This window comes from Achromobacter sp. (genome assembly GCF_032102605.1).
Classification (GTDB): domain Bacteria; phylum Pseudomonadota; class Gammaproteobacteria; order Burkholderiales; family Burkholderiaceae_B; genus Achromobacter.
This window is the reverse complement of sequence record NZ_DAMDGT010000002.1, coordinates 685,225-707,379: the sequence shown is the minus strand read 5'-3', so window position 1 is coordinate 707,379 and position 22,155 is coordinate 685,225. Positions and strand designations below refer to the sequence as shown.

The window sequence follows — 22,155 nt, the reverse complement described above, 5'->3', positions numbered from 1 at the left end:
GCCTTCGCTCCGGACTGCCCCTTCGTCATCGTCGTCCCGGCCTTCGGCCGCTCCTTCCGATTCCCTCGGGCGCATCTACACGCCCCGCGCACCCCAGGCCGCCGACGCGCCGGGCTTTGGTGATTGGATCTTGCCGGTCGCTGGGGCGGGTGGTGTTCTTCAGGTTCTTTTCGACGTTCGTTGGCCTAGGAGCATCTTGCGGGGCCCGCCCCAGGTCGGCCGCGCGGGCGGCCTTTTGGGGCTTACGCGATGTCTTGCGTCGGGAGGCGGACGCTGCGCGCTTTTTTGCTGTTTTTTTTCTTTTTGCGCGCGTTGGTCACCTTGGCCGTCGTGGGCGCTTGGCGCAATTGCACAAGGTCGTGTTTGACATCCTCTGCCTGGCATTTCCTGGCGGACGTAATCCAAGGTATCCGGCAGTCGTCGCCCGCAAAAGAAAACGCCGCCCCAAGTGGGGGCGGCGAAGGAGCGCTGGTCAGGGGAAACCGACGAGCGTAAAGCGGGCGTGGCGTTACAGGATGCGTTTGCGTGCCTGCGTGATGACGACTTCGGCCAGGACGACCACCACGAAAATGGCGGCCAGCACCAGGGCGACGCGGTCCCACTGGAACAGGTTCAGGGCGGTGTCCAGCGCCATGCCGATGCCGCCGGCGCCGACCAGGCCCAGCACGGCCGATTCGCGCACGTTGATGTCCCAGCGCAGCAGCACGATGGACCAGAAGGCGGGGCGGATCTGGGGCCAGTAGGCGTACCAGATCACGGAGGCCTTGCTGGCGCCGGTGGCCGTGACGGCTTCGATGGGGCCGCGCTGCGCTTCTTCGATGGCTTCGCCTACCAGCTTGCCGACGAAGCCGATGGAGCGGAACGCGATGGCCAGTGTGCCGGCGAGGGCGCCGGGGCCGAAGATGGCGATGAACAGCAGTGCCCAGACGAGCGAGTTGACGGACCGGCTGGATACGAGGATCAGTCGGGCCAGCATGTTGATCGTTTTGCTGGGCGTGAGGTTGTTGGCCGCCAGGAGGCCCACGGGCACGGCCATGAACACCGAGAGGATGGTGCCCAGTGTGGCGATGTGCAGCGTTTCGATGAGGGCGTTGTGTACGCCGTCCGGGTAGTAGGCCCAGTCGATCGGCCACATCCGTTGGAACAGGTCGGCCATCTGTTCCGGTGCGTCGTACAGGAACTCGGGGATGACTTCTACGCCGCGGATCGCCTGCACGATGGCGGCGACGACCAGCAGGTACAGCGCGAAGCGCAAGAGGCGCTGGCCCATGCTGTAGCGTTGCCAGACGCGGGGCTGGCCGGCGGGGTTCAGGGGGGATACGTGGGCGTTCATTCGTCCACCTCCGCCTTGCGAGCCGCCGGTTGCTTGCTGCTGCCGATGCCGCGTGCGCCGGCGAAGCGGCTCTGCAGGATGCGGTCGAAGCCGAGGTTGTCCAGGAACACGGCCCGCACGAAGCCGGCAAGGATTTCGCCCAGCATGATGATGGCGATCAGGGTCAGCAGGATGGCGCTGACGAAGTCGTAATCAAAGCGCTGGAAGGCCGAGAACAAGGTGCCGCCGACGCCGCCCGCGCCCACGATCCCGACCATGGTGGAGTTGCGCAGGTTGGAGTCGAACTGATAGGTGGCGAAGCCGATGAAGCGCGCGAACACCTGCGGCAGGACGCCGAAGATGATGACGTTGGCGAAGGATGCGCCGGTGGCGCGCACGGCTTCGACCTGCTTGAGCGAGATTTCCTCGATGGCTTCGGTGAACAGTTTGCCGATGAAGCCGATGGACGCGACGGTCAGCGCCAGGATGCCGGCCAGCGCGCCAAAGCCAACGGCCTTGACGAAGAGGATGGCGACGATGACGGGGTGCAGGGCGCGGCAGAGCGCGACGAGCGACCGAGCGGGCCAGGAGATCCAGGCGGGCATCATGTTGCGCGCGCCCAGCAGGCCGACCGGCAGGGCCAGGATGATGCCCAGCATCGAGGCCAGGACGGCGATCTCGAGGCTTTCGGCAATGCCTTTCCACAAGGTGGCGGGCTTTTCGAAATTGGGCGGGAACATGCGCGCGAGGAAGGTCGACGCGTGGCCCATGCCGGTTTCAAAACGCGCCCAGCTGAAGTCCAGTTGCGCGCCGGCGTAGATGGTGTAGATCACCAGCAGCAGCACGCCGGCCTTGGCGCGCCCCGACATGGCGAATGGGCGGTTGGCGCCCCGGGATTGGATCATTCCAGCCAAGACTCGCCTCCGTAGATGGTCTTGAGCATGGCCGCGTCCAGGCCCTGGCCGTTGCCGTCATAGACCACGTGGCCGCCGGACATGCCGACGATGCGCGTGGCGTAGCGGCGGGCGAGTTCGACGTCGTGGATGTTCACGATGACGGGAATGCCGGTGGCGCTGCCCTGCGCGGACAGCAGCTCCATGATTTCAACGGAGGTTTTCGGGTCCAGCGAGGACGTCGGTTCGTCGGCAAGCAGCACTTGCGGCCGCTGCATCAGCGCGCGGGCGATGCCCACGCGCTGGCGCTGGCCGCCGGACAGCGCATCCGCGCGCTGGTCGGCAAAGCCGGCCAGCCCGACGGTGTCCAGCAGTTTGTACGCGTGCTCGATGTCTTCGGGTTCGAAGCGCCGCATCCAGGCCTTGACGGCGGACGTATAGCCCAGCCGCCCGGTCAGCAGGTTCTCCATCACCGTCAGGCGTTCGACCAGGTTGTATTCCTGGAAGACCATGCCGATGCGCCGGCGTGCGCGGCGCAGCGCCGCGCCGCGCACGCGCGCCAGATCGACGGCGCCGTCCTGGGATTCCAGGACGATCTCGCCTTTGGTGGGTTCGATCAGCCGGTTGATGCAGCGCAGGAGCGTGCTCTTGCCGGTGCCCGAAGGCCCGATGATGGCGGTAAGGCCTTGGCCGGCGATGTGCAGGTCAATGCCATTGAGAACCGGCCGGCCGGCCCGGTATTCCTTGACCAGGCCGGAAATGCGTAGCGACGTCTTCATGCTGGATTACTTCTTGCTCTTGGCGGATTCGCGGTCGTAGGCGGCGCGGTTGAAGCTTTCGCCGCCGGATTCGGCGACTTGGCGGACGATGGCCCAGTCCTTCTCGTAGGTCACGGGATAGAAGCGGTCTGCGTTGTCGAAGGCCTTGGACATTTCCGGCGGGAACCGGTAGTCGTAGAAGCACTTGAGCATCTGGTCGCGGAATTTCGGCTCCAGGTCATGCGCGTAGGCGAACGACGAGGTCGGGAATTTCTCGCTGGTGTAGATCACGCGGAAGTCGGCTTCCTTGACCTGGCCGCGTTCGACCATGCGCTTGAACACGTCGGACGCGACAGCGGCGGCGTCGTAGTCGCCGGAGTTCACGCCCATGACGGACTGGTCGTGCTTGCCGGAGAAGATGACCTTGTAGTCCTTGTCGGGCGTCAGGCCTTCCTTCGGGAACAGCGCGACGGGCGCCATGTGGCCGGAGTTGGACGAGGGCGCGGTGTGCGCGAGCTTCTTGCCCTTCAGGTCGGTCAGCTTCTGGTAGGGGCTGTCTTTCTTGACGATGACGATCAGGTTGTAGCCCTGGAATCCGTCGGCGTAGCCCTTGACGGCGAACGGCACGGCGCCCGCGATGTTGACGGCAAACGCGGTGGGGCCGGTCGAGAACCCGCCCACGTGCAGGCGGCCCGAGCGCATGGCTTCGATTTCAGCCGCGTTGCTTTGCACTTGATAGAAAACCACGCGCTTGCCCGTGCATTCGGACAGGTGCTTGGTGAAGGGCTTGAAGATGTCTTCGTAGACGGCCGGATCTTCGACGGGGGTGTAGGTGAACACCAGCGTGGAAGGCGTCTTGAGCTTGGACGCGTCGGTGGGCGTGTCGGCCACCAGGTCCTTGTTCGAGTCGCAGTACATCTGGTCCAGGTCGCCGCGGTTGGAGCAGGTGTCGGCGGCCTGGGCTGCGGCGCCTCCAAAGGCGAATGCGGCCAGCGTGGCCGCCTGCAAAAGACGCAAGGCTTGCATCGTGTGTCTCCTCGTGTAGGTATGAATTGAATATTTCCTGAATTCAAACACACAACTGGGGACGGCACACCTGGGAAAGTCCCTGCCTTTCTTTTCGTCTTTTGTTCGTTTTATTCGTTTTGTGTTCGTTTTTGCGCGAAGCGCGCGTCAGCCGCGGAAGCCCAACTTGCGGGAAATTTCGTGCGCGCAGGCCAGGAGCGGACGGGCGATGGCGCCGTCCCACGACACATCGAACAGGCCGGTGGGGCCCAGGCTGGTCAGCGCCAGAACGATGCCGCCCGTGTTGTCGAACACCGGCACCGACAGGGCATCCACGCCCGGCAGGGGATTGCCCAGCGCACGGGCCATGCCATGGACGCGGATGTCCGCAAGCTGGGCCTCGATGTTGGCGCGGGAAGCCTTGCGGGGCGGCGGCACGCTGGCGATGACGGCGGTGTCGCCTTCCTCGCGCGCGATGTAGTGTTCGCTGACCTTGGGGGGCAGCCATGCCGCGAACACCAAGCCCGTGGCGGTATGCAGCATGGACATCACGGTGCCCTTGCGCATGTTCACGTGGACCGGGTAGCTGGCTTCGGTCATGTGGATCATCGTGGGGCCATGCGAGCCCAGCACCGCGATGCCCAGCGTGTGTCCGATGTCGGATTGCAGCTTGGCGATTTCGGGCATGGCGATGCGCACTGGGTCCAGCCGCTGCAGGCTGACCAGACCCATCTGCAACGCGAAGGGGCCCAGTTCGTATTGGCCGGTGGCGGCGTCCTGCTGCACCAGTCCCACGCGAATGAAGCTGACCAGATAGGGGTGCGCCTTGGCGGACGTCATGCCGGCGCCGGCCGCCAGGTCGCGCAGCGTCAAAGGCCTGCCGGCATCGACCAGCGCGGCCAGCAGGGGCACGCCCACCTCGATGGACTGGATGCTGCGGCGGCCGTCGTTGGCGGGCGCAGCGGTCTTGGTAGTAGCCACGTTGTGCAGACCTCAGGCCGGCTGGACTTGGGTTGCCTGGCGCGCGGCGAGCAGGCGGTCGGCCATTTCGACAAAGCCCGCGCCGCCATGGAAGGCGGCGACAAAAGCCGGGCGATGCGTCAGACGGTGGATCTGGGCCTGGATGTTGGCCACGCCGACCGAGATCGGAAAGTAGGCGAACATCGGCTCGTCGTTGGGCGAATCGCCGATGAAGAGCGTGCTGTCCAGCGCGCCAGCGACGTCCGCGCCGAACTCGCGCTGGAACATGGTGCGGGTCATGGTGAGCTTGTCGTAGTCGCCGAACCAGCCGTTGACGTGGATGGAGCTGACCTTGGCCTGCGCCCCGGCCTCTTCGAAGATCTGGACGATCTTGCTGATCGCCGAGTCGGGCAGGGCGGGCACGTCTTCACAGAAGTCGATGGCCAGGTCGGCCACGCGGTAGTCCTGGTCGCTGGCGACGGCGCTGCCCGGCACTTGCTCAAGAACCCGGTCGCGGATGGCGTCCAGCTTCTTGCGGCTTTCCTGGCGCGAGGCCGCGTCCGTCCAGTAGTGCGTCGTCATGCGGCGGGCCTGGCGGTCGTACGCGTAGTAGAAGGCGCCGTTTTCGCCGACCACGGCGCGCACGGGCCACATGCGGGCGATGTGGTCGCACCAGCCGGCCGGGCGGCCGGTGATCGGCACCACCTGGATGCCGGCCTGGTCCAGGCGTTCCAGTGCGGCGTAGGCGTCGGCCGGCAGGCGTCCGTCGGTGGTCAGCGTATCGTCGATGTCGGTCAGGACGACGCGGACGGCCGCGGCGACGTTCAAAGGCATGGCCGCAAGGGCTTGCATGAGGTTTTTCCTTCGTTTTTTTTGGGGGGATCTCCGGCCGAAAGTTTAACCGGATGCCCCGGTCCGGACGGGTCCGGCGGGGGCAGATAGGGCATTAGCCTGCGGGGGCGGTAAAATCCGGGCTTTCCCGCCTGGTTTACGTGTCACGCCATGTCCGTCCAGTTGTCCTCCATGCCCGGCTCCGAGCCGGAATCCTTCGGCATCGCTTCGGTTGCCGAGATCATCGCCGAGCTGCGCGCCGGCCGCATCGTCATCCTAGTTGATGAAGAAGACCGCGAAAACGAGGGCGACCTCGTCATGGCCGCGGAATTCGTCACGCCGGAAGCCATCAACTTCATGGTCACTCACGGCCGCGGCCTGGTGTGCCTGACGCTCACCGAAGAACGCTGCCGCCAGCTTGACCTGCCGCTGATGGCCGCCCGCAACGGCACCCGTTACGGCACCAATTTCACGCAGTCGATCGAGGCCGCCGAAGGCGTCGAGACCGGCATTTCGGCCGCCGACCGCGCCCGCACCATCCAGGTGGCGGTGGCGCGCGACGCCAAGCCGTCTGACCTGGTCCAGCCCGGCCACATCTTCCCGGTGCGCGCCGTGCCGGGAGGCGTGCTGGTGCGCGCCGGCCACACCGAGGCCGGCTGCGACCTGACCGCCATGGCCGGCCTGACGCCCGCCGCCGTGATCTGCGAGATCCTCAAGCCGGATGGCACGATGGCGCGCCTGCCCGACCTGGTGGAATTCGCCCGCGAACACGGCCTGAAGATCGGCACCATCGCCGACCTGATCCAATACCGCAGCGAACACGAATCCATCGTCAAGCGCGTGGGCAAGCGCCCCATGCAGACGGCCTGGGGCACGTTCGAGGCCGTGGCCTACGAAGACGCCGCCACCGGCTCCGCCCATTTGGCGCTGGTGCATGGTAATGTGACTCCCGATGTCGAGACGCTGGTGCGCGTGCACGAACCGGCGTCCGTGCTGGACGTGCTGGATACCGGCGCCAGTCCGCATAGCTGGGGCGTGGCCCAGGCGCTGCAAGCTATCGCCGCCGCCCCGGCCGGCGTGCTGGTGCTGATGAATTGCCAGTCGTCCACGGAACACATGTTTGGCCAGATTGCAGGCTGGAATGACCCCAAGGCCCAGGCCAACCCCGCCAACGCGGACCGTTTCGGCCTGCGCACCTACGGGATTGGCGCCCAGATTCTGCGCGACCTGAACGTGGGCCAGATGAAGCTGCTGGCCCGGCCGCGCAAGATGCCCAGCATGGCGGGCTTTTCGCTCACCATTACGGGTTACGATTGCGACCCGCAGAACACTCCCGCAACACACTGAAGGCCGACAAATGAACCCTTACATCCTTACCCCCGACCTGAACGGCGAAGGGCTGCACATCGGCATCGTACGCGCCCGTTTCAATGAAGAAGTCGGCCAGGCCGAACTCGAAGCGTGCCTGAAGGAACTGGCCGAGCTCGGCGTGGACGAACGCGACGTGATGGTCGCCACCGTGCCCGGCGCGCTGGAACTGGGCGTTGCCCTGTCGCACATGGCCGAAACGTTCGAGTTCGACGCACTGATCGCCCTGGGCGCGGTCATCCGCGGCGAAACCTATCACTTTGAAGTGGTCAGCAATGAAATGGCCACGGCAATCACCCGTATCTCCCTCGAAACCGGCATCCCCGTTGCCAACGGCGTGCTGACCGTCGACACCGACGAGCAGGCGCAAGCCCGCGCCGCCGGCAAGGGCCGCGATTGCGCCCAGGTGGCCGTTGAAATGGCCAACCTCGTGGCGGCGCTGGAACCCGAGGAAGAAGACGAAGACGAAGACGACGAGGACGAAGATTTTGACGACGAAGAAGACGACGACCAGCGCTGATAGCGCGGCGCAGGCCCGCGCCAACGCGCGCAGCGCGCGCCGCCGTGCACGCGAATTTGCGTTGCAGGGCGTGTACGCGTGGCTGCTGCGCGGCGGCGAAGGCACGCAGGACGCCGGCGAGATCGACGCCCATCTGCGCGACACCGAGGATTTCTCCGAGGCCGACGCGCAGTGGTTCAAGACCTTGCTGCACGGCGTGCTGCGCGAGGCGCCCGCCCTGCGGGAGCGCTTCACGCCTTACGTGGACCGCCCGCTGAACGAACTGTCGCCCGTTGAACACGGCATCCTGCTGATCGGCAGCTTCGAACTGATTCATCACGTCGAAGTGCCGTACAAGGTTGCCATCAACGAAGCCGTCGAACTGGCCAAGTCGTTTGGCGGCACGGACGGCTTCAAATTCGTCAACGGCGTGCTCGACAAGCTGGCCGCCGACGTGCGTTCGCACGAAGTCCAGGCCGCGGCGCAGCAACGGCGCTAGAGGAAGGCGTAGCGGGTAGGCCCACCCCCGTAGCGCTGCGCGCTCCCCCCTCAAGGGGGCGCCGCTGCGGACCGGCGGAGCCGGATCCGCGCGGCCTCGGTTTTGGGCGCACCGCGCCCAATTTGGGCCGCGCCGCGCACATCAAGATGCAACGGCGACCATTGATCGCAGGATAGTGGAGGCGCGGTGGCGTCCGAATTTGATCTGATCGCGCGCTATTTCACGCGTGCCGCCCCGGCCGGTCTGCTGGGCGTTGGCGACGATTGCGCGCTGTTTCCTGTTCCGCCCGGCGAACAGGTGGCCACCAGCACGGACCTGCTGCTGGAAGGCCGACATTTCTTTCCCGACGTCGATCCCAAAGCGCTGGGGCACAAGGCCCTGGCGGTCAATCTGTCGGACCTTGCCGCCATGGGCGCGCGCCCGATCGGCTGCGTGCTCGGCCTGGCGCTGCCCCATCTGCATGAACCCTGGCTGGCCGCCTTTGCCGACGGCTTTCACGCGCTGGCCGCGGCCCACGGCTGCCCGCTCATCGGCGGCGACACCACTCGCAGCGCGCATGACCTGGCGATCAGCGTGACGGTTTTTGGCGCGGTTCCAGCGGGGCAGGCGCTGCGCCGCGACGCCGCGCAAGCCGGCGACGATATCTGGGTGTCCGGCGAGCTGGGTGCGGCCGACGTGGCCTACCGGCTGCTGGACGGGCAGCATCCGGCCGATGCGGCGCTGCTGGCCGCCACCCGCGTCGCATTGGAATGGCCCGAGCCTCAAGTGGCGCTGGGTCTTGCGCTGCGCGGCATCGCCCATGCGGCGATCGACCTGTCCGACGGCCTGTTGCAGGACCTTGGCCACATCCTTGCCGCCAGCCGCGCGGGCGCCTGCCTGCGTTTCGCCGATCTGCCCATGGCGCCTGCGCTGTCGGGCCTGGACGCTGCGCTGCTGCGCCGCGCCCTGCTGGGCGGAGGCGACGTCTACCAACTGTGTTTCACGGCGCCGCCGTCGCGGCGCGACGCCGTGCTGGCTGCCGGCAAATCCGCCGGCGCGCGTGTGACTCGCGTGGGCGAGATTCTGCCGCAGCCAGGCATGTCCGTCCTGGACGCGCAAGGCCAGCCGCTGGCGGACCTGCCTTCCGGTTTCGATCACTTTCCCGCGGCTTGAGCCGCGGTCTCCTGTCGTTAGCAGAACCAACACCACATGCCTTCCACCGACAAGCAGTCCACTTCCATGCGTGATCGCTCGCGGGCCGCGTACCCGGCGCTGTCCTGGGTCTGCCGCGATCCCGGCCGACTGATTGCGTTCGGCTTTGGCAGCGGGCTCATCCGTCCGGCTTCGGGCACGTGGGGCACGCTGCTTGCCTGGGCCATCTGGGTGGCGGCCGCGCCGGCTGCATCCGACCTGGCCATCGGCATATTTCTTGCTCTGGCGTTCCTGTATGGCTGCTGGGCGTGCCATCGCGTGGGCCGTGAACTCCAGCAGTCGGATCATGTCGGAATGGTCTGGGACGAGATGGTGGCGTTCTGGCTGGTGCTGTGGCTCACGCCGGCCGGCCTGTTGTCGCAGGCGCTTGCGTTCGTGCTGTTCCGCACGTTCGACATCGTCAAGCCGCCGCCCATCAAGTTCTTCGACGCCCACATCAAGGGCGGCTTTGGGGTCATGTGGGACGATATCGTGGCGGCCGGTTATGCCTTGCTGGTGATGGCGCTGGTGGCCCGCACAGGAGTCTTGGGATGAACGATCAGCAAGAAGCAGGCACGCGGACCAACTTGTCGGCCGCGCAGTTGTCGGAAGCCACCGTCCTCGGCCTGTCCGAACGGCTGGGCGATGTGCTGCGAAGCCAGGGATGGATGCTGGGCACCGCGGAATCGTGCACGGGCGGGCTGTTGGCGGGCGCCGTCACCGCGGTGGCGGGGTCCAGCGACTGGTTCGATCGCGGCTTCGTGACGTACAGCAACGACGCCAAGGTGACCGAACTTGAAGTGTCTCCGGAAACGCTTCATCACTTCGGCGCGGTCAGCGAACCGGTGGCGCTGGAAATGGCCAACGGCGTGCTGCTGGCGGTGCCAGACGCGCACGTGGCCATCTCGACGACCGGTATCGCCGGGCCGGGCGGCGCCACGCCGGGCAAGCCCGTCGGCATGGTGTGCTTTGGCTTTGCGAAGCGGGTGGGCGACGGCATCAGCAGCCGTGCAGTGACCCACGTGTTTACCGGAGACCGGGCGCAGGTGCGTCAGGCGTCGGTGGAATTCGCGTTGCGCGGCTTGCTGGAGTTCGTCGGTGCGCCGATAAACCGGCGCTAAAGAGGAAAGGCCCCCACGCCGCACTCGCTGCGCTCGCTTGCTGCCCCCAGAGGGGGCTGCCCCGCCTTCGGGCGGCCGTGCAGCGGGGCGGCTATTTTTGCGGGGGATGTGTGCCCCCGCGCCGTGCCGTAGCACGCGTCGCAGGCGGCCTTTGCGGGTCTGCCCCGGGTTCAGCGCACCGCGTTGATCGCGTCGCGCAGGCCCTTCGCCGCCGTGGCGGAGGCTTCGCGCCAGTCGTCGCCGCCGCTGGCGTAGATGATGGCGCGCGAAGAATTGATCATCATGCCGCTGCGCGCCGCGTTGGCGCCGGCGTTCACGGTGGCGGTGATGTCGCCGCCCTGGGCGCCGATCCCGGGGACCAGCAGCGGCAGGGCGTCGCCGATGCGCTGGCGCACTGCGGCCAGTTCATTCGGGAACGTCGCGCCCACCACCAGGCCGCATTGGCCGTTGGCGTTCCATTTGTCGGCCACCAAGCCTGCCACGTGCAGGTACAGCGGCTCGCCGTTATCCATCTTGAGGAACTGCAGGTCCGAGCCGCCGGGATTGGACGTGCGGCACAGGACGATCACGCCGCGGTCGCGCCAGGCCAGGTAAGGCTCCACCGAATCCAGGCCCATGTACGGGCTGACGGTCAGGGCGTGCGCCTGGTAGCGTTCGTAGGCTTCGCGAGCGTAGTTTTCGGCCGTGGAGCCGATGTCGCCGCGCTTGGCGTCCAGCACGATCGGCAGGTCCGGGTGCTTTTCGCGAATGTGCTGGCACAACGCTTCAAGCTGGTCTTCGGCGCGATGCGCGGCGAAGTACGCAATCTGCGGCTTGAAGCTGCACGCGTATGGCGCCGTGGCGTCGACGATGTCGCGGCAGAACTGGAAGATGGCGTCGGGCTTGTCCTGCAATTCGCGGGGGAAGCGCTGCGGATCGGGATCCAGCCCGACTTGCAGGAGCGAGTTGCTGGTGGTCCAGGCGTGTTCGAGTTTTTGCAGGAAATTCATGGGGGAGTTCAGTGCAGTTTGACCCGCGGGCGCGTGCGCCGCATGAGCAGGCGGGCCAGGGCAAGGGAGACGGTACGCGAGGCGCCCAGCACCGCTCGGTGGTGCATCAGGTGCAGGCTCATGTACATCAAGCGCGCCAGTGTACCGCTTACGAACAGTCCCCGTCCGGCGAGCTTGCCCATCAGACTGCCCACGCCCGCGTCCTGGCCCAGCGACACGAGCGAACCGTGGTCCTGGTAGACATAGGGCTGGGTGGGCTCGGCCGAATGGCGCAGGCGGGCGGTCAGCTTCTTGGCCAGGTAATCGGCCTGCTGGTGCGCGGCCTGGGCCCGGGCCGGCACCGTGCGGCCGTCGCGCCACGGCGCGGCGCAGCAGTCGCCCAGCGCCAGGATGTGCGGATCGGGGGTTTCCAGCCGTTCGTTGACTTCAAGCTGGCCCAGCTTGTTCAGGGGCAGGCCCAGGTCCGCCAGTAGGGCGGGTCCCTTGATGCCCGCGGCCCACATGCAGAGCTGGGCGGGAAATTCCCGGCCGTCTGCCGTGCGCACGGTGTTGCCCGTGACTTCGGACACGCGGCACGAGGTCTCGACCCGGATGCCCAGTTCGGTCAGCCGGTTGGTCGCCGCCACCGAGATTTTCTCGGGCAGCGCGGAAAGAATGCGCGGCGCGCCTTCCACCAGCGTGATGGCCAAATCGCGCTCGGCGCGGAAATTGGGCAGCCCATAGGCGCTGACGACGTGGCTGGCTTCGGTCAGCTCGACGGCCAGCTCGACGCCGGTTGCGCCGCCGCCCACGATCACCAGGTCCAGCCGGGCCTTGGGGTCGCGCACCTTGGCCAGGTCGACCTGCACCATGGCCTTGAGCATGGTCAGGCGAAACTGCTCGGCGTTTTCAGTGGTGTCCAGGGTGACCGCATGTTCGGCCGCGCCCGGCGTGTTGAAGAAGTTGGACGTGCTGCCCAGCGCCAGCACCAGCGTGTCGTACGCCAGTTCGCGGCGCGGCAGGACTTCCTGGCCTTGGCCGTCGTTCACGCCGTCCAGGGTGATCAGGCGGCGTTCGCGGTCGACGTTTTCAAGCCGGCCCTGCGCGAACGTGAAGCCGTCCATGTGCGCCAGCATCAGGTAGGAAAGGCCTTCCTGGTGGATGTCCAGCGTGCCGGCCGCCGCTTCGTGCAGCGAAGGCTTCCAGATGTGGAAGGGGCGGCTGTCTACCAGGGTGATGTGTTTGCGGCCGTGGATACGGCCCAGTTTCGCGGCCAGTTCCAGGCCGCCTGCGCCGCCGCCGACGATGACGACGCGCTCGGAAGGTGCAGACGTCGAGTTGGGCATCATGCCTCCCAGTATAGATAGACTCGCAACCCCGTCATGGTGCGAACCGTGTCAATGCATGACGAAACGGCTGATGGCCACCCCCACCCAGACCGTTCCGGCGAATATCAGCAACAGCATCACCGCTGCGCTGCCCAGGTCCTTGGCCCGCCCCAGCAGGGGATGGCGTTCGACGGACAGCGCGTCGGCGAGCGCTTCGATGGCGGAATTCAGCAGTTCCGCCGCCAGCACCATGATCACTACGCCCACCAGGAAGAAGACTTCCACCGTGGTGCGGCCCAGGAAAAACGCTGCCGGGATCATCAGCACGGCCAGCGCAAGTTCCTGGCGGAAGGCCGCCTCGTATTTGACGGCCGCCTTCAGACCCTGCCAGGAGTAGCGCAGCGCATTCAAGATACGGCGCGCGCCGCCGGTGCTTTTAAAGGGCGAGTGTTGCGGGTCGTGGGTCATGGGAATCGGAAGAAAGCCGGGTGTGGCGGCTTTTTAACAGATAAGGGTTGCCCGCGTGACACAGCGCAGGCCCATGGGCAAACCCTAATTGTGACCCAACGACCGCAAGCGCAGGATTCTGGTCAATTGGTAAGGCCACTTTACCTTTTTGCCCTGTCAACCAGCTGTACGCCCATGCCGATCCAGACTATCGAGCCCCGTCGCTTGTACCGCCAGATCGCCGATCAGCTTCGTTTGCTGATCGAGGCCGGCGAGTTCCCGGTCGGCGCGCGCCTGCCGCCGGAGCGAGATCTTGCGCTGAAGCTCGGCGTGTCGCGGCCTTCCGTGCGCGAAGCCTTGATCGCGCTGGAAGTGGAGGGCTGGGTGGAAGTCCGCATGGGATCGGGCGTGTATGTGCAGAGTCTGGCAGGCGCGCCGCGCGCCAGCCTGACCGCCGAAAGTCCGCTTGAAACCATCCGCGCCCGCCGCACCATCGAAAGCGAACTGGCCGCCCAGGCCGCGCTGAACCCCGTGCCCGCGCTGGTCGAGGGCCTGCGTGAAGCCGTGGACGCGATGGAAGACGAGGCCCGGGCCGGCAGCGTTCCCATCCGCGGAGACAGGCAGTTCCACCTGCGCGTGGCGGAAATGGCCAACAACGCCGTCCTCGTGCGCGTGGTGGGCGAACTGTTCGACGAACGCCACAATCCGCTGTCGGTCAAGCTGGGCGACTACTTCGAGAATTCCGATAGCTGGGCCGTCGCCATCACCGAGCACCGACGCGTCATCGACGCCATCGCGGCCGGCGATGAACAGGGCGCGCGTGCCGCCATGCATCAACATCTTTCCTGCTCGTACGACCGCCTGATGGCCAGCTGGCCAGGTGCGGCCGATGCGTTGCGCGCTGAATAGCATGTGCCGCGGGCGCCTGGCGCCCGCGGTGATTCGCAGTCGCAGTAAGAAGGTGCAGCTCAGTAGGTGAAATCCATACGTAAAACATGACGCAGGCCGTCGCGCGACCCCGCGTGCCGCGCCGCCACCTCAAAGAGAGGAGACAACATGAAGCCAGGCAACGCTATCAAAGTGCTGTTTGCCGCCGTCGCGCTAGCCGTCAGCGGCTCCGCGCTGGCGCAGACCAAACTGAAGTGGGCGCACGTGTACGAGACTTCCGAGCCCTTCCATACCTCGTCGGTGTGGGCGGCCCAGGAAATCGAAAAGCGCACCAACGGCCGCTATCACATCGATGTCTATCCGGCCTCTCAGCTGGGCAAGGAAAACGACATCAACCAGGGCCTGACGCTGGGCACGGTGGACATGATCATTTCCGGGTCCAGCTTCGCCGCCAAGAGCTTTCCGCGGATCGGGGTGACCTACTATCCCTACACCTTCCGCAGCCCCGAGCACCTGATCGCCTACACCAAGAGCGACATCTACAAGGAGCTCACGCAGGGCTACGACGAAAAGAGCGGCAATCACATCGTCGCTACCACCTACTACGGCACGCGGCAGACCACGTCGAATCGTCCGTTCACCAAGTGCGGCGAAATGAAGGGGCTGAAGATCCGTGTTCCGGATGTGGCCGCCTACCTGGCCATGCCGCGCGCCTGTGGCGCCAACACGGCGCCCATCGCGTTCGCCGAGGTCTACCTGGCGCTGCAGAACGGCACGGTGGAAGCGCAGGAGAACCCGCTCACCACCATCGAGGCCAAGAAGTTCTACGAGGTGCAGAAGAACATCATCCTCACCGGACACATCGTCGACCATCTGAACACCGTGATCTCCGGCAAGCTCTGGAAGAGCCTGTCCGACGAGGACAAGAAGATCTTCGCCGAGGTCGCGCAGCAGGCCGCGGAAAAGGCGTCGGCGGAGGTGGCCGAGTCCGAGAAGAAGATGGTCGAGGTGTTCAAGAAGCGCGGACTGACGGTCGCCGAGGTCAACATTGCGGACTTCCGCGACACCGTGCTGGAGAAAGTGCCGTTCAAGCAGTACGGCTACGAAAAGTCGGATTGGGAAAAGATCCAGGCGGTGAAGTAAGCCGCCGGCGGGCCGCCGCCGCGGCCCGCCAGCCACCACCCGATCCCGGATGAGGGGAAACTCCATGCATTCCAACGCGAAGGCCGCGCCAATGGCGGCCGTCAGCCCTGCGTCGGGGCAGCCGCCCGGCCCGCACCAGGCTGCTTCGGTGGACGAAATCGTCCAAAGCTTCGAAGAGGCCGATCACCACGTCGTCAGCCTTGCCGGTTATCAGCCCGAAGACTGGATCTGCCTTGCCATGTTCTGGACGATGGCGATGCTGGTCTTCCTGCAGTTCTTCTCCCGCTACGTGCTGAACGATTCCTACGCCTGGACCGAAGAACTTGCGGTGTATTGCCTGATCGGCGTGGTGTTCGTGGGATCGGCCATGTGCGTGCGCGCGTGCCGCCACATTCAGGTGGACTTCCTGTACCGCTATCTGCCCAAGCCCGTCGGCCGCGTGCTGTCGACGCTGATCGACATCGTGCGCACGGCGTTCTTCGGCTATGCGGTGTGGCTGACCTACCGCTACATCGTGCTGGTGGGCGATGAACCCATGACTACGTTGTTCTGGAACAAGGCCTACGTCTACTGGGTGGCGCTGGCGGGCTTTGTGATGATGTTCGTGCGATCGCTGCAGGTGTCCCTGCAGAACTGGCGGCAGGGATATTCGATCCTGGAGAATCCTGCGGCCTACGAGTCGCTGGACTGATTTCAAGCCGCAATCAACCAAGAATCCGCTGCGCCTTTCCAGGAGCGATACATGGGCACACTGATAGGAAGCTTTCTGCTGTTGATGATCCTGGGCCTGCCGGTGGCGGTGTCCATGGCGGGCGCGTCCCTGCTGTTCATCCTGATTTCCGGCAGCGTGCCGGACGTGGTGATCGCGCAGCGCATGATCGCGGGCGTCGAGTCCTTTCCGTTGCTGGCCGTGCCGTTCTTCATTCTGGCGGGCAACCTGATGAACATCGCCGGCATCACCGGCCGCATCTACAACTTCGCGGTTGCGCTGGTGGGCTGGATGCGCGGCGGGCTGGGGCAGGTGAACATCATCGGCTCGGTGGTGTTCGCCGGCATGTCCGGCACCGCCATCGCCGACGCGGCGGGGCTGGGCACGATCGAAATCAAAGCCATGAAGGACCATGGCTATCAGACTGAATTTGCAGTGGGCGTGACCGCCGCGTCGGCCACGCTGGGTCCCATCATTCCGCCGTCGCTGCCATTTGTGATCTACGGCATGATGGCCAACGTGTCGATCGGGTCGCTGTTTCTGGCAGGGCTGATCCCGGGGTTGGTGCTGACCATCCTGATGATGTTCACCGTCGCGTATTACGCCCGCCGCAACAACTGGGGCGGCGACGTTGCGTTCGACTGGAAGCGCCTGGCCGGCGCGGGGCTGGAAGTGCTGATCGTGCTGGCGTTTCCGCTGTCCATCTGGCTGATGACGCTGTCCGGGGTGTCGCCCAACCTGGCCGCCGGCATCGCCTTCGTGGTGTTGCTGGCGTTGGACTGGAAATTCAATTTCTCGGCCGTCATGGCCCTGATGGCGCCGGTGATCTTGATCGGGGGCATGACTCTGGGCTGGTTCACGCCCACCGAGGCCGCGGTGGCGGCCGTGATATGGGCGTTGTTCCTGGGCCTGGTGCGGTATCGCTCCATGACCTTGCGGACCCTGGCCAAGGCCTCGTTCGACACCATCGAGACCACGGCGTCGGTGCTGTTCATCGTGACCGCGGCGTCCGTGTTCGCCTGGCTGCTGACCACGACGCAGGCGGCGCAGACCCTGACGGACGCCATCCTGAGCGTGACGCAGAACAAGTGGGTGTTCCTGTTGATGGCCAACGTGCTGATCCTGATCGTGGGCTGTTTCATCGACACGATCGCCGCCATCACGATCCTGGTGCCCATCCTGTTGCCCATCGTGTTGAAACTGGGCATCGATCCGATCCATTTCGGCCTGATCATGACGCTGAACCTGATGATCGGATTGCTGCATCCACCGATGGGCATGGTGCTGTTCGTGCTGGCGCGGGTGGCCAAGCTGTCCGTCGAGCGCACCACGATGGCGATCCTGCCGTGGCTGGTGCCGCTGTTCGTGGCGCTGATCGCGATTACCTACATTCCCCAGATCACCTTGTGGCTGCCCACCGCGATGGGCATGGCCGGAAAATAAAGGAATCATGCTCATGTCAGGAAGACTGCAAGGCAAGACCGCCATCGTCACCGCCGCCGGGCAGGGCATCGGCCGCGCCGTGGCGCAGGCCTATGCGCAGGAAGGCGCCGACGTGCTGGCCGTGGACCTGAACGGCGCGGCGCTGGAGTCCTTGTCGGGCTGCCGCACTCAGGTGCTGGACGTGACCGACGGGCGCGCCGTGCGTGCGCTGACAGAGGCCGCAGGACCCGTGGACGTGCTGTTCAACGGCGCCGGCTTCGTGCATGCCGGCACCATCCTGGACTGCGACGAGGATGCCTGGGACTTTTCGTTCAACCTGAACGTGCGGTCCATGTACCTGCTGATCCGCGCGTGTTTGCCGGCCATGCTGGCGCGCGGATCGGGCTCCATCGTCAACATGGCGTCGGTGGCGGGTAGCATCAAGGGCGCGCCCAACCGCTGCGCCTACGGCGCCACCAAAGCGGCCGTCATCGGCCTGACCAAGGCGGTAGCCGCGGACTACGTGGCCCGGGGCATACGCTGCAATGCCATCTGCCCCGGAACGGTGGACTCTCCGTCCCTGCGCCAGCGCATCGACGCGCAGGCGCAGGCCAGCGGCCAGTCGATCGCGGCAGTAGAGGCCGCCTTCACCGCGCGCCAGCCCATGGGCCGGATCGGCCGAGCCGAGGAAATCGCCGCGCTGGCGGTGTATCTTGCCAGCGACGAATCCGCCTTCACGACCGGCACCGCGCAGGTGATCGACGGCGGCTGGTCCAACTGAATTCTTCTTTCTTCCAGCAACAAGGAAACCGCTATGAAATTGATGCGCTATGGCGCCAAGGGCTCTGAAAAGCCCGCCCTGATCGATGCGCAGGGCCAGATCCGCGACCTGTCTTCCGTCGTCGCCGACATCACGGCGCAGACGCTGACGCCGGCCGGGCTGGCCGAGCTGCGCGCACTGGATCCGTCGTCGCTGCCGCTGGTGGCGCAGCCGGGCCGGGTTGCGCCGCCGTGGACTGGCATGGGCAAGTTCATCTGCATTGGGCTGAACTACGCGGACCACGCGGCCGAATCGGGCCTGCCGGTGCCGGCCGAACCCGTCATTTTCATGAAGACCACGTCGGCCTTGGTGGGCTGCAACGATCCGGTGGTCCTGCCGCAGGACTCGGTCAAGACCGACTGGGAAGTCGAGCTGGGCGTGGTCATCGGCCAGAAGGCTCGCTATGTCAGTGAAGCCGACGCCATGAAGCACGTGGCCGGGTATTGCGTGGTGAACGACGTGTCCGAACGCGAATACCAGATCGAGCGCGGCGGCACCTGGGACAAGGGCAAGGGCTGCGACACCTTCGGGCCGGTGGGGCCGTGGCTGGCCACGGCCGACGAGATCCCGGATCCGCAGGATCTGGAGATGTGGCTTGAGGTGAACGGCAAGCGCTACCAGAACGGCAGCACCCGCACCATGGTGTTCGGCGTGGCGCAGCTCGTTTCCTACGTCAGCCGCTTCATGACGCTGTATCCCGGCGATCTCATCAGCACGGGCACGCCGCCCGGCGTGGGGATGGGGCAGAAACCGTCGCCCGTTTACCTGAAGGCGGGCGACGAGATGAAGCTGGGCATTGCCGGCCTGGGCGAACAGCGCCAGCGCGTCCACGCGTGGGATCCCGCCCTGATCGACGGCTGATCTTCCGCCACCCTTGCTTTCCGGAGTCCTCATGTCCCAGACCGATACGGCAGTCATACGCATCCACCCGGCGGACAACGTGGTGATCGCCAGGCGGCAGTTGGTCAGCGGCACGCGCCTGGAAAGCGAAGGGGTGACGGTTGCGGGCCTGGTGCCGCCCGGCCACAAGGTGGCGGTGCGCGCCATCGCCGCAGGCCAGCCGGTGCGCCGCTACAACCAGATCATCGGCGTGGCGCGGCAGGACATCGCGCCGGGCCAGCACGTCCATACCCAGAACCTGGAATTCTCCGACTTCGAACGCGACTACGCGGTCGGGCAGGACGCCCGGGCGACGGACTATGTGCCGGCGCCGGCGATGTTCGACGGCATCGTGCGCGCCGACGGCCGCATCGCCACCCGCAACTACATCGGCATCCTGACCAGCGTGAACTGTTCGGCCACGGTGGCGCGCGCCATCGCCGACCACTTCCGGCGCGACATCCGGCCCGAGGCGCTGGCCTCCTGTCCGAACGTCGACGGCGTCGTGGCGCTGACCCACGGCGCAGGCTGCGCCACGGGCAGCGACGGCGAGCCGCTGCGCGTGCTGCGGCGTACGCTGGGCGGCTATGCGCGGCATGCCAATTTTGGCGGCCTCATGGTCGTGGGCCTGGGCTGCGAGACCAACCAGATCGGCGGATTGATGGAGCAGGAGCATCTGCGCGAAAGCGGCATGCTGCACACCTTCAACATCCAGGACACCGGCGGCACGCGCAAGACGGTGGCGCGCGGCATCGAGCTGGTGGAACGCATGCTGGATCAGGCCAACCGCGTCCAGCGCCAGGCCGTGCCCGCCAGCCACCTGACGGTGGGCCTGCAGTGCGGCGGATCGGACGGCTACTCCGGCATCAGCGCCAACCCCGCGCTGGGGGCGGCGGTGGACCTGCTGGTGCGCCACGGCGGCACGGCCATTCTGTCCGAAACGCCCGAGATCTACGGGGGCGAACATCTGCTGACGCGACGTGCGGAAACGCCCGAAGTCGCCGCCAAGCTGCTGGCGCGCGTGCGCTGGTGGGAGGACTACTGCGCCCGCAACGACGCCGAAATGGACAACAACCCTTCCGCCGGCAACAAGGCGGGCGGCTTGACGACCATCCTGGAAAAGTCGCTGGGCGCCATCGCCAAGAGCGGCACGACCAACCTGACCGACGTCTACGAATACGCCCAGCCGGTGCGTACGCGCGGGCTGGTTTTCATGGACACCCCGGGCTACGACCCCGTGTCCGCCACCGGGCAGGTGGCGGGCGGCGCCAATCTCATCTGCTTCACGACCGGGCGCGGGTCCGCCTACGGCTGTGCGCCGGCGCCGTCGCTCAAGCTGTCCACCAATACCGCGCTGTGGCAGCGCCAGTCGGACGATATCGACATCAATTGCGGCGAGGTGGTTGATGGCGCGCAAAGCGTGGCGCAGATGGGCGAACGTATTTTCCAGCTGATGCTGCAGACCGCGTCCGGCCGCCGCACCCGCAGCGAAGCGCACGGCTACGGCCAGAACGAGTTCGTTCCGTGGCAACTGGGTGCGGTGATGTAGCGAAGACGGTACGCGGCATGCTATACCCTGGCGTCGCCCCCTTTTTGGCATTGCGCACCCATGCTTGAACGTTTGAATACGGAGTCGTTGCCGCGTCTGCCCGCAGACGTGGAAAAGCCCAGCTACGATCGCAGCCGGCTGACGCCGGGCATCGTCCATCTGGGGCTGGGCGCCTTTCACCGCGCGCACCAGGCGGTGGTCACCGACCAGGCCATGCAGGCCAGCGGAGACCTCAGCTGGGGCATTCTCGGCGTTTCGTTGCGCCACCCCGACACGCGCGATGCGCTGACTCCGCAAGACGGCTTGTATACGCTGTCGGTGCGCGATGCCGGTCCGGACGGTCAGGACCGCGAACAGCTGCGTGTGGTGGGTTCGGTCCTGCGGGTGATGGTGGCCGACGAGGATCCCAACGCGGTCCTGGAGCGCATCGCCTATCCGCAGACTCGAATCGTCAGCCTGACCGTCACGGAAAAGGGCTACAGCCACGAGCCCGCCACCGGCCATCTGCGCTGGGACGATCCCGACATCCTGCACGATCTTGAGAACCCCGTTCGCCCGCGCAGCACCATCGGCATCCTGGTCCACGGGCTGGCGCTGCGCCGGGAACGCGATCTGCCGCCCGTCACGCTGATGTCCTGCGACAACCTGCGCGGCAATGGAGACATCCTGCGCAGCCTGGTGCTGGCATTCGCGCTGCGCGTGGATGTCACCCTGGCCGACTGGATCGACCGGCACTGCACCTTTCCGAATTCCATGGTGGACCGCATCGTGCCGGCCACCGAAGACCAGGACCGGCAGCGGATCGCGGCGCGGCTGGGCGTCCAGGACGCCTGGCCGGTGCTGGGCGAACCCTATCTGAACTGGGTGATCGAGGACAAGTTCGCCGCGGGCCGCCCGGCGTGGGATGCGCAGGGCGGGGCTACCTTCGTGCGCAACGCGGCGCCCTACGAACGCCTGAAACTGCGCATGGTGAGCGGTCCGCACTCGGCGCTGGCCTACCTGGGCGCGACGCTGGGCTTGCAGACCATGGCCGAGGCGGTGGCCACCCCGGCGCTGCGCGCCTTCGTCGAGGCCATGATGCGGGAAGAGATCGCGCCGACGCTGCGCGGCATTCCCGAGACCGGACTGGAAGAGTACCGCCAGCGGTTCCTGGAACGGATCTCCAATCCGGCGCTGCCGCATCCCCTGAGCCAGATCGCCATGGATGGGTCGCAGAAGCTGCCGCAGCGGCTGCTGGACACCATCCGCGACCGCCTGCGCGCCGGACATGGCATCGACCGCCTGAGCCTGGCCGTGGCGGCGTGGCTGCACTATCTGCGCGGCGTCAATGAGCAGGGCGGCTCCCACCCCATCAAAGACCCCATTGCTGCACGGCTGGATCGCCTGCTTTCGCGCGCGGAAGTCGCCGCCAACGCCGCCAAACCGTCGCAGGCGGCGCAGCGGCGCGCAACGGTGCTGGCTCGTTTCAAGCCGGTGTTCGGAGATTTGGGCGAATCCACGGAATTCGTCACCAGCCTGACCGTGCAACTGGAAGCATTGCGCGAGCACGGCGTGATGCACGCGGTGCAGGCGGCCACCTAGGAAGA

The 22,155-nt window shown here is 66.2% G+C and carries 23 protein-coding genes; 14 read left to right on the top strand and 9 right to left on the bottom strand.

All coding sequences use genetic code 11. The annotated features are described in order from the left end of the window. Positions 1–508 precede the first annotated feature (508 nt). The 6 genes from phnE (RT614_RS07980) to RT614_RS07955 all read right to left on the bottom strand — a co-directional run bounded on the left by phnE (RT614_RS07980) (position 509) and on the right by RT614_RS07955 (position 5,780). The gene (phnE, locus tag RT614_RS07980; RefSeq protein WP_313621557.1) at positions 509–1,333 is read right to left on the bottom strand and encodes a phosphonate ABC transporter, permease protein PhnE; all 825 of its coding nucleotides are present in this window, start codon (positions 1,331–1,333) and stop codon (positions 509–511) included. Further along, positions 1,330–2,217: a phosphonate ABC transporter, permease protein PhnE gene (gene phnE / locus RT614_RS07975; RefSeq protein WP_313621556.1), complete on the bottom strand. Its 888-nt coding sequence runs from the start codon at positions 2,215–2,217 to the stop codon at positions 1,330–1,332. Before phnE (RT614_RS07975) ends, phnE (RT614_RS07980) begins: the two co-directional genes overlap by 4 nt. Then, positions 2,214–2,984 (bottom strand): phosphonate ABC transporter ATP-binding protein, encoded by a 771-nt coding sequence (gene phnC / locus RT614_RS07970; RefSeq protein WP_313621555.1) that lies wholly within the window; start codon positions 2,982–2,984, stop codon positions 2,214–2,216. Before phnC ends, phnE (RT614_RS07975) begins: the two co-directional genes overlap by 4 nt. A gap of 6 nt (positions 2,985–2,990) precedes the next feature. After that, entirely contained in the window at positions 2,991–3,989 is a 999-nt protein-coding gene (gene phnD, locus RT614_RS07965; RefSeq protein WP_313621554.1) for a phosphate/phosphite/phosphonate ABC transporter substrate-binding protein, read from the bottom strand. Positions 3,990–4,136: 147 nt separating this feature from the next. Then, complete coding sequence (locus tag RT614_RS07960; protein WP_313621553.1) at positions 4,137–4,949, bottom strand: IclR family transcriptional regulator; 813 nt, start codon at positions 4,947–4,949, stop codon at positions 4,137–4,139. Positions 4,950–4,961: 12 nt separating this feature from the next. Further along, on the bottom strand, positions 4,962–5,780 hold the full coding sequence (locus RT614_RS07955) for an HAD-IIB family hydrolase (protein ID WP_313621552.1): 819 nt from the start codon (positions 5,778–5,780) through the stop codon (positions 4,962–4,964). A gap of 150 nt (positions 5,781–5,930) precedes the next feature. Between RT614_RS07955 and ribBA the strand changes: the two genes are divergently transcribed. The 6 genes from ribBA (at position 5,931) to RT614_RS07925 (ending at position 10,416) form a co-directional block, all read left to right on the top strand. After that, the gene (ribBA, locus tag RT614_RS07950; protein WP_313621551.1) at positions 5,931–7,106 is read left to right on the top strand and encodes a bifunctional 3,4-dihydroxy-2-butanone-4-phosphate synthase/GTP cyclohydrolase II; all 1,176 of its coding nucleotides are present in this window, start codon (positions 5,931–5,933) and stop codon (positions 7,104–7,106) included. Positions 7,107–7,116: 10 nt separating this feature from the next. Beyond that, positions 7,117–7,647, top strand: coding sequence for a 6,7-dimethyl-8-ribityllumazine synthase (gene ribH / locus RT614_RS07945; RefSeq protein WP_056325435.1), 531 nt, complete (start codon positions 7,117–7,119; stop codon positions 7,645–7,647). After that, positions 7,616–8,125, top strand: a complete 510-nt coding sequence (gene nusB / locus RT614_RS07940) for a transcription antitermination factor NusB (RefSeq protein ID WP_313621550.1) — start codon at positions 7,616–7,618, stop codon at positions 8,123–8,125. The genes ribH and nusB overlap by 32 nt, the downstream gene beginning before the upstream one ends. A 186-nt stretch (positions 8,126–8,311) precedes the next feature. Beyond that, positions 8,312–9,277, top strand: coding sequence for a thiamine-phosphate kinase (gene thiL / locus RT614_RS07935; protein WP_313621549.1), 966 nt, complete (start codon positions 8,312–8,314; stop codon positions 9,275–9,277). Positions 9,278–9,343: 66 nt separating this feature from the next. After that, a complete protein-coding gene (locus RT614_RS07930) occupies positions 9,344–9,850 on the top strand; it encodes a phosphatidylglycerophosphatase A (protein ID WP_313621572.1) in 507 nt (168 codons plus the stop codon). Beyond that, entirely contained in the window at positions 9,847–10,416 is a 570-nt protein-coding gene (locus tag RT614_RS07925; protein WP_313621548.1) for a CinA family protein, read from the top strand. The genes RT614_RS07930 and RT614_RS07925 overlap by 4 nt, the downstream gene beginning before the upstream one ends. 170 nt (positions 10,417–10,586) lie before the next feature. Here RT614_RS07925 and pyrF read toward each other — a convergent pair whose 3' ends face one another. Genes pyrF through RT614_RS07910 form a run of 3 tightly spaced genes read right to left on the bottom strand, consistent with a single transcriptional unit; the run spans position 10,587 to position 13,180 of the window. After that, positions 10,587–11,405, bottom strand: coding sequence for an orotidine-5'-phosphate decarboxylase (gene pyrF / locus RT614_RS07920; RefSeq protein ID WP_313621547.1), 819 nt, complete (start codon positions 11,403–11,405; stop codon positions 10,587–10,589). Between the two features lie 8 nt (positions 11,406–11,413). Then, positions 11,414–12,733, bottom strand: a complete 1,320-nt coding sequence (locus RT614_RS07915; RefSeq protein WP_313621546.1) for an NAD(P)/FAD-dependent oxidoreductase — start codon at positions 12,731–12,733, stop codon at positions 11,414–11,416. A 48-nt stretch (positions 12,734–12,781) separates the two neighbouring features. Next, positions 12,782–13,180 (bottom strand): diacylglycerol kinase, encoded by a 399-nt coding sequence (locus tag RT614_RS07910; RefSeq protein WP_313621545.1) that lies wholly within the window; start codon positions 13,178–13,180, stop codon positions 12,782–12,784. Positions 13,181–13,354: 174 nt separating this feature from the next. On the opposite strand from RT614_RS07910, the gene RT614_RS07905 reads away from it, so the two are divergent. From RT614_RS07905 to RT614_RS07870, 8 genes are all read left to right on the top strand, one after another. Further along, on the top strand, positions 13,355–14,068 hold the full coding sequence (locus tag RT614_RS07905; RefSeq protein ID WP_313621544.1) for a FadR/GntR family transcriptional regulator: 714 nt from the start codon (positions 13,355–13,357) through the stop codon (positions 14,066–14,068). A gap of 147 nt (positions 14,069–14,215) precedes the next feature. Next, complete coding sequence (locus RT614_RS07900; protein ID WP_313621543.1) at positions 14,216–15,190, top strand: sialic acid TRAP transporter substrate-binding protein SiaP; 975 nt, start codon at positions 14,216–14,218, stop codon at positions 15,188–15,190. A gap of 64 nt (positions 15,191–15,254) precedes the next feature. After that, entirely contained in the window at positions 15,255–15,881 is a 627-nt protein-coding gene (locus tag RT614_RS07895; protein ID WP_313621542.1) for a TRAP transporter small permease, read from the top strand. Between the two features lie 51 nt (positions 15,882–15,932). Further along, entirely contained in the window at positions 15,933–17,342 is a 1,410-nt protein-coding gene (locus RT614_RS07890; RefSeq protein ID WP_313621541.1) for a TRAP transporter large permease, read from the top strand. Between the two features lie 13 nt (positions 17,343–17,355). Next, complete coding sequence (locus RT614_RS07885; protein WP_313621540.1) at positions 17,356–18,102, top strand: SDR family oxidoreductase; 747 nt, start codon at positions 17,356–17,358, stop codon at positions 18,100–18,102. 33 nt (positions 18,103–18,135) lie between these two features. Then, entirely contained in the window at positions 18,136–19,002 is an 867-nt protein-coding gene (locus tag RT614_RS07880) for a fumarylacetoacetate hydrolase family protein (RefSeq protein ID WP_313621539.1), read from the top strand. Between the two features lie 31 nt (positions 19,003–19,033). After that, on the top strand, positions 19,034–20,569 hold the full coding sequence (locus RT614_RS07875; protein ID WP_313621538.1) for an altronate dehydratase family protein: 1,536 nt from the start codon (positions 19,034–19,036) through the stop codon (positions 20,567–20,569). Between the two features lie 60 nt (positions 20,570–20,629). Beyond that, complete coding sequence (locus tag RT614_RS07870) at positions 20,630–22,150, top strand: mannitol dehydrogenase family protein (protein ID WP_313621536.1); 1,521 nt, start codon at positions 20,630–20,632, stop codon at positions 22,148–22,150. The last annotated feature ends 5 nt before the right edge of the window (positions 22,151–22,155 follow it).